This is a genomic window from Ktedonobacterales bacterium, from assembly GCA_036557285.1.
Classification (GTDB): Bacteria; Chloroflexota; Ktedonobacteria; order Ktedonobacterales; family DATBGS01; genus DATBHW01.
This window is the reverse complement of the sequence record DATBHW010000063.1, coordinates 1-7448: the sequence shown is the minus strand read 5'-3', so window position 1 is coordinate 7448 and position 7448 is coordinate 1. Positions and strand designations below refer to the sequence as shown.

Annotated in this window: 7 protein-coding genes and 1 tRNA gene; 7 read left to right on the top strand and 1 reads right to left on the bottom strand. The window is 62.6% G+C overall.

What is annotated here, in order from left to right; all coding sequences use genetic code 11:
• Nucleotides 1-222: 222 nt before the first annotated feature.
• Nucleotides 223-299: transfer RNA gene (locus tag VH599_18580), tRNA-Pro, on the top strand.
• Nucleotides 300-540: 241 nt separating this feature from the next.
• A complete protein-coding gene (locus VH599_18575) occupies nucleotides 541-2508 on the top strand; it encodes a DUF2079 domain-containing protein (GenBank protein ID HEY7350327.1) in 1968 nt (655 codons plus the stop codon).
• Here the strand turns inward: VH599_18575 and VH599_18570 are convergent.
• Nucleotides 2459-2671, bottom strand: a complete 213-nt coding sequence (locus tag VH599_18570; GenBank protein ID HEY7350326.1) for a hypothetical protein — start codon at nucleotides 2669-2671, stop codon at nucleotides 2459-2461. The genes VH599_18575 and VH599_18570 overlap by 50 nt on opposite strands.
• 296 nt (nucleotides 2672-2967) lie before the next feature.
• Here VH599_18570 and VH599_18565 point away from each other — a divergent pair, with 296 nt between their 5' ends.
• From VH599_18565 to VH599_18545, 5 genes are all read left to right on the top strand, one after another.
• A complete protein-coding gene (locus VH599_18565) occupies nucleotides 2968-3522 on the top strand; it encodes a YggT family protein (protein HEY7350325.1) in 555 nt (184 codons plus the stop codon).
• 28 nt (nucleotides 3523-3550) lie between these two features.
• Entirely contained in the window at nucleotides 3551-4546 is a 996-nt protein-coding gene (locus VH599_18560) for an HAD family hydrolase (GenBank protein HEY7350324.1), read from the top strand.
• Between the two features lie 152 nt (nucleotides 4547-4698).
• Complete coding sequence (locus VH599_18555) at nucleotides 4699-5433, top strand: hypothetical protein (GenBank protein HEY7350323.1); 735 nt, start codon at nucleotides 4699-4701, stop codon at nucleotides 5431-5433.
• Nucleotides 5434-5571: 138 nt separating this feature from the next.
• Entirely contained in the window at nucleotides 5572-6354 is a 783-nt protein-coding gene (locus VH599_18550) for a hypothetical protein (GenBank protein HEY7350322.1), read from the top strand.
• 237 nt (nucleotides 6355-6591) lie between these two features.
• On the top strand, nucleotides 6592-7086 hold the full coding sequence (locus VH599_18545; protein HEY7350321.1) for a hypothetical protein: 495 nt from the start codon (nucleotides 6592-6594) through the stop codon (nucleotides 7084-7086).
• Nucleotides 7087-7448: the final 362 nt, after the last annotated feature.

The following is a 7448-nucleotide window of genomic DNA, read 5'->3' as shown; positions in this document are numbered from 1 at the left end:
ACGGGAGCGAGGACCTCTCGCTCGACGAGGCCCAGCCGAGGCAAGCAGCCCAGGCCGCAGGCCCAGTTCCCGCAAGCGGTCCAGGCCGCAGGCCCAGCCGAGGCAAGCGGCCCTTCCCGAAGGGGGGCGGCGCTACAAGTGGCAACCCCCGATAGGTGGTGGAACTGTTTCTGCCCTTGAGATTGACGAGGATACAAAAATCTGGTATACTAAGCTGAGATTCGGGGCGTAGCGCAGCCCGGTAGCGCACCTCAATGGGGTTGAGGGGGTCGGAGGTTCAAATCCTCTCGCCCCGACCAATCAACAGGCTTACCATTCCTGGTAAGCCTGTTTTTTGCGGCCAGCGGAGGAAACTGGCGCTCTGAGAAGACCGCCTTGCGCGCCCCTTGAGATGGTTCTTCGCAGAAAACTGGTACAGTCTGTGCAAAGACAAAGCGGGCAGGGAGGCTGTGAAGCGGCATTTCGAAGGGAAATGATCGAGGATGGGCCATCTGCCCCGTCATGGTGACATGCAGTATCCCCTCTTCGTCTTCTAGAATAATGAACCGACACGAATCGCTCCTCTCATCAACAGCAGAGCAACCGCTTTCCGGCGACAGCGTGCAAAGCCAGACGGCAGAGCAGGCTCCCGAAGCCAGCGACCCGCCCGGCGCCAGCGCGCTCGCCGCGCCGCCAGACGTGGCGCGCCCGCCCACCAGGCTCTGGACACGAGCGGCAATGAAAGGGCTGCGCGCGGCCCGCTCTGCCTGGCGCTGGTTGGAACAGCCGGGCGTACAGCTTAAGATCGCCTGGTGGCTGACGCTCCTGCTCATGCTGGCCTATATCGTCTCCCTCAGCGTCTTATCCCTGTATCGCTACTGGACATTTATAGCCCAGGCGTATGACCTGGGCAACATGGATCAAGCCGTCTGGAACACCCTGCATGGGCGTTTCTTCGAGTTCACCAATCGCGGCTGGGACTATTACGGCCCACCTACCCGCCTGGCAATCCACGTAGAGCCGATCTTGCTGCCGCTCTCGCTGCTCTATCTCATCCACTCCAGCCCGGAGACGCTGCTCGTCTTTCAGAGCATCGCGCTCGGCCTGGGAGCCATCCCGGTCTTTCTGCTGTCGCGCCATTGGCTCCCACGCTGGCCGCTGGCGGGCGTCATGCTGGTTATCACCTATCTCCTCAGCCCCGCATTGATCGGCGAAAACCTGTTCGACTTCCACCCGGTCGTGCTGGCAACACCCCTGCTGATCGCGGCGGTGCTGGCGATGGAAAAGCGCCGCTATGGCTGGTTCTTGCTGGCGGCTGGGCTGGCCGCCATGTGCAAAGAGGACATCGGCATCAGCGTCGCCATGCTCGGCATCTACATCGCCTTCTTGCAGGGAGGGACGCGCGAGCGACCAACGGGAGCGAGAGTGCGGAAACTCAGTGGCAGCCCGCGAGCGACCAACGGGAGCGAGAATGCGGGAACCGGGTTCCCGCAAGGGCTGCCCCCCATAAGGGGCCGCAAGCGGACCTTCCCGAAGGGACGCCGTTTGTTCGGGCTGCTCGTTGCGGCACTCTTCGCCGGATGGTCGGCGATCTGCTTCCTGGTCATCATCCCGCATTTCCTGAATAGCCCCCAGGTTGGCAACAATTACTGGCAGCGTTATGCCGGGCTGGGCAACACCCCCGGCGAAGCTATCCTTCACCTGATTACTCAGCCCTGGCTCATCTTTATCATCATCCTCACTCTGGATAAGCTGCGCTATATCCTGGGAATGCTCCTGACGGGGGGATTGCTGGGCCTGCTCTTTGCGCCCCTGGCGCTCATTCCGGGGCTGCCAGAACTCGGCATCAACGTCCTCAGCGACAAATACGCCCAATACAGCGGCGTCTATCACTATAACGCGGTCCTGATCGCCTTCCTGCTGGTGGCAGCCATTCAGGGGACCGCCAGAGTCGCCCGCCACCTCGAACAAGACCGCGACGGCTGGGCCATCCTCAGCCGTCGCGGGCGCATGCGCGCCATGCTCAAGCAGCCCTTTCCCTGGCGTTGGATTCCCCTCTGGGGCTGGTGGCTGGCGCTCAAAATCGGAGGCGGGTGGGCCTGGCTGGCTCCGCGCATCGCTCCGCGCGTCGGCATGGCGCTGGTCTGCCTGTTCTTGTTGGCCTTTGCGGGCTACAACCTCAGCGCCGCTGTAGGCCAGCTTTCCCCGTTTATCCCAGACCTCAGCATCGGCTCGCGCGAGGAGCGTATCACCCGCTTACTGGCGATGATCCCGCCCGACGCCTCCGTCTCCGCCAGCGATACCCTCAACCCGCACCTCAGCGAGCGGCAAGACCTCTACCTCTTCCCCGATATTGGGCGCGGCGACGACATCGCCCAATATATCGTCATAGACATTGATAACCTGCCCTATGAAGACCGCTCCTCAGCCATCTCCACCTTCGATCAACTCACCTCGCCCCAGCATGGCATCTACCGCATCATCGCGCGCGCGGGCGGCGTCTATCTGGCAAAACTTCAGAACTTGTAGCGCCGCCTTCCAGGCGGCCAGCCAGCAGCGCCCCCGTCTCGGCGGCCAGTCCATAGCGCCGCCGTCTCGGCGGCCACCGCTTCGCCAGCGCGAGCGTTCGCCCTCCGGCCCATCGGACCAGCAGGCCAACGTTGAGCCGCCGAGACGGCGGCGCTGCAAGCACAACATCCCCTCAGCCCCCCTGCCGCCGAGACGGCGGCGCTGCAAGTACGGACACCTCCAGGCGCGGTTTTAACTGCCTGCGGGGCGGGGGCCGCCTGTACCGCCGCCGTCCCTGGCGGCGCTGGGTGGGGGGTGTGGCGCGCCCTACGCACATTGCCCAGCCAAAAAACCTGTCGGGGAGAGCGGGGCTTCTCCCCCCACTATGCTATAATGGTGGAAGGCAGCCAGCAGTGAGAGGCTTGGGGCGGAGGGCGCCGCTGGAGGAGAACCCGCTGCCAGAACGGGTGAGCAAGAGGTATGCAGCGCTACCAATCGAACAGCGAAAACCCTTTTGAGGACGAGCAGCCGCTCTCGCGGGAAGAAGTCAACACCGCCCCAACAGAGCAGTTATTTCCTGCCTATGAAAGCGAACTCCCACCCCTGCCGCCGCGTCCAGGCTACCATCGTTCCCATCAGCCAGCGGCCTACGAGCGCCCCCTATCGGCTGCGATTCCGCATGCCGCGCCAGAAGTCGTCTATGATTCCGAGCCAGAGCCGCCAGCGCCGGAACACAGTACCATCACCTTCAGCATCGCCAAGTTTAACCAGTTTCTCAAATGGCTGCTCTCGGTTATCGAAGTCATGTTCGCCCTGCGCTTCGTCCTGAGCTTCATCGCCACCAGCAACGGCAACGCCTTTATCTCCCTGCTCACCAACATCACCGACCCATTGCTAGCCCCCTTCAAGACGGCGCTCAGTGTCCAGAATAACGGCGTGGAGTGGTATATGCTGCTGGCAATGCTGGTCTATTTTCTGGTGATTATGGCGCTGGTGCGTTTGCTGCGCCTGTTCGTCACCGAACCCGAACTCTAACCGGACCCGAACTCTAGGGGAGTCGTTCATGATCTGGATACATCCCGACCTTCATCGCCCTCGCCTTATTGACAGCGCCGTCTTCGACGTGGACGGCGTGTTGATTGATACCAGCCGCTCCTATCGTCTCTCCGTCATCGCCACCACCGAATACATCGTCGGTGAACGCCTGGGGCTGTGGTCGCGCGCCGCAGAGCGCGATCCGCTCGTCACTCTGGAAGACGTGCGCGCCTTCAAGCTGGCCGGTGGCTTTAACAACGACTGGGACCTGGCCTTCACACTCACCGCCCTCTGCACCGCCCGGCGGCGCGAATGGCGTGGACAGCCAGAGGCCGCGCGCTCCCTGACCGACTGGGCCGCGCAGGCGCACGAAGCTGTCCAGCGCGGGCAAAGCGGCATCGCCTGGGCGCGCGCGACTGTGCCTGCCTCGGCTCAGCCAACCTATGACCTGGCGCAAACCGTTCACGACGAATTCTATTGGGGCGCGGAACTGCTGCGCGAACTGCTGCGCCGCGTGCCGCGCTATGTGCCGCACGCGCCAGGGCTGGTGCGCAACGAAGAAACCTTGATGCCAGCCTCGCTGCTTGAAGACCTGGCAAAGCAGGGCGCGCGGCGCTTCGCCTTGATCACCGGGCGCGTCAGCGCAGAAGTCCCCTGGGCCGTCCGGCTCCTCAACGAACGGATCGGCAGCGGCTCCAGCAGGCGCTTTTCCAGCCAATGGGGGCGCTCTCCCTTTGAGCACATTATCAGCGGCGACGAGATCGCCAAACCAGACCCCAGGGCGCTCGCGTTGACGGCGCAGCGCCTGGAAACCCGCGCTGGCCTCTATGTTGGCGATACCGCCGATGATCTGGGGCTGGTCCTCAACTATCGCGCCGCCTACGGCGCGGGGCAGCCGCCTTTCCTGGCAATCATCATCGCCACCGGCCATGAAGCGGAGATTTACCGCGAGCGCGGCGCCGACCTGATCCTCTCCCATATCAGCGAACTCCCCGGCGCGCTCGAAAAGGTTCCCCACGCCTGAGCACCGCGAGTTGGCATAAAAATCGCTTGCAGAATGCCTGATAGAGAGGGGATCGGACCCGGTGGACCGGAGCGGCACGCGGAGCAGGCAAGGGAGTGCGCGAGCAAGAGAGTACGCGAGCAAGAGAGTACGCGAGAAAGTATGCAAACACCATGCAACAGCAGAAGCATTCAGGGCGATTGTTGACAGGCAGGCCAGCGTTGCTGGCCCTTCTAGGGGCGGCAGCCTTGCTCGCCTTGCTGATCGTGACAGGCTGGGGCAGCGCGCGCGCCGCCCCACAATCTGGCGGGCCATCGCTCAGCATCGTCAGCTTCGATGGCAACACCCTGACGCTGCAATTCGATGGCTGGACACTCCACGAAATCATCAGGCTGCGCTACAGCCCGAAGAATGATTGCAGCGCCAGCCAGGCATTGCCCAATAACACCTTCTCAGCGGAAGCGACCAGCTTCAGGGTCAACTATACCTGGCCGAGCAGCGGCATCAATCCCGGCGTCTATTATCTCTGCGCCACAGCATCAGAGGAAGGTATCATCGCCAGCCAGCAACCCATCACCATAGACAGCAATGGCATAGTGCAGCCTACGCCCGCTACCCCCGGCTCAACCCCAACCAGCGCCAGCGGCTCGCCAACCTCAACCGCTGCCAGCAGCCCCGTCGCGTCAGCCAGCGCCACCCCAGGCGCAAATAGAACTCCTGACAGCAGCGGCCCAGGCAATCAGGGAGCGTCAGCCACGTCCTCAAATGGCGGGAGCAGCACCCTGATCGCCATCATCCTGCTCTGTCTGCTGGTCATGGCGCTGCTGGCCTACCTCATTCGCCTCTGGCTGCAAGGCCGCCAGCCCGCAGGCCAGCCCCCTGCCAGCGGTGGACAGCAAGGGCCATAGTGCAAAAAAAGACCATACCCAAAAAACATACAAAGGCCATTGCCAGGCATGATATGATAAAGATGGGTTTCTGAGAACCTGGCAATCAAAAGCCTGGCAATCAAATTAAGTAGATTTTGAGGGAGGTCTTTTATCTCCATGCAGCAGTATTGCAATAATTGCAGCGCGCCCATCACGGCAGGCATGACCGCCTGTGCTCGCTGCGGCGCGCCCGTCGCCATCGGCTCAGGGGGCTATGACCCCACCGTTCGGGCGGGCCAGCCGCCAGGAACCGGCTACGGTTCGCAGCCTTACGGCCCACCACCGATTGATCCCTACGGCGCGCCCCCGCCACAACCAGGCTATGGCGCTCCACCACCACCGCCAGGCTTTGGCGCTCCGCCAGGCGCAGGCTATGGCGCTCCGCCAGGCGTCGGCTATGGCGCGCCCCAACAGCCATTTATGGCGCCTCCGCCCAAAAAGAGCAAGACCTGGCTCTACGTGCTGATTGGCATTCTCGTCGTTGTCCTCCTCGCCTGCGGTGGTATCGCTTTTGCTCTCAACAGGGCTGGGAACGCCATTGTAAACGCGGTTAATACGGTAGGAGCGACAGTCACAATCCCAGTATCTGAGCGCCATATCAGCAACGTCCATATCGGCGTAGGGGACCGCGAGGGCAACATCAGCCAGGAGCAAACCACGTTCACCCAGGAAGACTTTATCGTCATTGACTTCACCGTAACCACCGATGAGAGCGGCGCCCAGGTGCTCCTTAAGCTCTACTCTGGCAGCACATTTGTAGACCAGATTGCCCCGATAACCCTGGACACCGGAACGCACGACTACTTCTTCGGCTTCCGCATCACCGGCGCGGATGACTATACTGCTCAGCTCATATATAATGGAACAGATGAGCAGAACGTTAATTTCACGGTGACTTAACAAACCGGAGGAAGCAGCAGAGCCTTTTTGGACAGGCTTCCGCTGCCCCCGCACAGAGCGCGGCAAGAACCAGCCTCCCCTCTCCCTCAGCGGTGGTGGTCAGGCTGGTTTCTTACGCCTCCTTGTGCAACATCAATTGACCTTTTCCGCATTCGCTGGTACACTATGCCAGGGCTGGCGCAGCAACAGAAACGCTTCATGACGATCCGCCTTGAGGACACCGAAAAGAGTCTTTAATTGCTCAGGCCCCCTCCACGTCTATCGCCTCTGACGCTCCTGGCGGCGCTCAGCGCCCTGATCACGCTGGCGCTGGTGGGCAGCCTCATCTTTCTCCTCACCCACAAAACGCCGCAAGGCGGCCCAGCCGCCACTCCGGCCAGCGGGATCGCTATCACCACAGCCCAGACCGCATCGGGCGTGCATCCCGATGGCAGCCCCCTCAACTCCATCACCAGTTTCAACGTCGGGCAAACCGTCTACGTCGCCTACACCGTCAGCGACGCTGGCCCCGGCACAGCAACAATCAAACTCTATAATAATGGCGCCTTCGTGGACACCATGAGCCAGCAATTTCAGCGGCGCAGCAGCTATAACGCCTATTTCTCCTTTCCCGCCACCCAGGCGGGCAATTGGCAAGCTGACCTCTACTGGCAAAATCGCGGGAAAACCGGCGTCGGCTCCCTGGAACAGCGCGTCACCTTCCTGGTCGGCGGCGCGTTCGCGCAATCCTGACAGCTTTGCGCCCACCACTGCTTGCCAGTTACTTGTAACGCCGCCTTCCAGGCGGCCAACCGCGTGTACCGCCGCCGTCCCTGGCGGCGGCTCACTTGTAGCGCCGCCTTCCAGGCGGCCACCGCTGCGCCAGGGCGAGCGTTCGCCCTCCAGGCCACCGTACCAGCAGGCCAGCGTCCAGCCGCCAAGAGGGACGCGCGAGCGACCAACGGAAGCGAGCATGCCGAGGCTGGACCGCGCGACCGAGCGCAGCGAGGGAGAATGCGGGAACTGGGCTGCGCGAGCGACCAACGGGAGCGAGGACCTCTCGCTCGACGAGGCCCAGCCGAGGCAAGCAGCCCAGGCCGCAGGCCCAGTTCCCG

Bases quoted from the DNA above. Each gene is read 5' to 3' on its own strand.
- VH599_18555 (HEY7350323.1), top strand. From the start codon at position 4,699: ATGCAACAGCAGAAGCATTCAGGGCGATTGTTGACAGGCAGGCCAGCG.
- VH599_18560 (HEY7350324.1), top strand. From the start codon at position 3,551: ATGATCTGGATACATCCCGACCTTCATCGCCCTCGCCTTATTGACAGC.
- VH599_18565 (HEY7350325.1), top strand. From the start codon at position 2,968: ATGCAGCGCTACCAATCGAACAGCGAAAACCCTTTTGAGGACGAGCAG.
- VH599_18550 (HEY7350322.1), top strand. From the start codon at position 5,572: ATGCAGCAGTATTGCAATAATTGCAGCGCGCCCATCACGGCAGGCATG.
- VH599_18575 (HEY7350327.1), top strand. From the start codon at position 541: ATGAACCGACACGAATCGCTCCTCTCATCAACAGCAGAGCAACCGCTT.